Here is an 891-nt window from a genome sequence, read left to right as displayed (position 1 = left end):
CCTTTTCTCCAGTTACACCGCGTTATAACTCAGCCATTTCGCTAATTGTTGATTCCAGCTCAGCATAATACGGGTTGTAGGTTAAGCGGGCATGTACTTTACCTTTTTCTGTATAGCCCCATGCTGAGTACCATACTTCGCGGCCATCGTTGCAGTGCTTAAGATCTCGCAAGCTCATACTATTCAAACACATGGTTCTCTCTGCTTGCTCGCCGTAGTAAAAGTTAGAGGGCGCAAATAGTGGGCTCATATGCGATCCAGTACTTATACGTTTGTCAGCAATACGCATCGATTCAAACAAGATACTTGGTTCGTCGAAACGGGACTCACCATACCAAATGGTTTGATTAGTTGGATGATTGAAATGCTGGCTAAACAATTCTTGTGTTTCTTCAGGGTCAATCACGCTATCTGCTTCACTCATAATTAATAGAGCAGGTACAGAAATGGTATTTTCTTCAAGCAGATCACGCACACGTTGCGCACTTTCGGAATAGGCGATCGCACCGTTAATCGGTGCCGAGGTATAGCGTGCTAAATTTTGCTCTTCGGTTTTGTAGCCATCCACAAACAGAGAGACAAAAGGCGCGAATTTCTCGAGTATTGGTGCACGTGATTGATAACCGGGTGAAACTAAAATCAGCCCATCTACATTGCCGCGTTCTATCGTGTTGATGGTAATAAGGTTGGCTCCGGTTGAAAAACCGCCTAGCCATACTTCATCGTATTCTCCCTTTAATNGCTCGGCGTAATGGTCAACGATCGTTTGCCAGTCTTCATAGCTAGGCAACATGAGATCCTCAGGCTTACTACCATGCCCGGGAAGCAAAAGTGACTGCACATAGAAACCTTGCTCAGCCATAGTGTTGCCTAAATCTGAAAAGCTATAGG

At 44.9% G+C, this 891-nt stretch carries 1 protein-coding gene; it reads right to left on the bottom strand.

The features are described from left to right. Positions 1-22: 22 nt before the first annotated feature. Positions 23-891 (bottom strand): carboxylesterase (locus A3738_RS08860; RefSeq protein WP_068763538.1); only part of this gene is annotated, 869 nt, incomplete at its 5' end.

The sequence above is a fragment of the Oleiphilus sp. HI0066 genome, assembly GCF_001635725.1.
The sequence above is the reverse complement of the archived record's forward strand: the minus strand, read 5'-3'. Positions and strand labels throughout refer to the sequence as shown.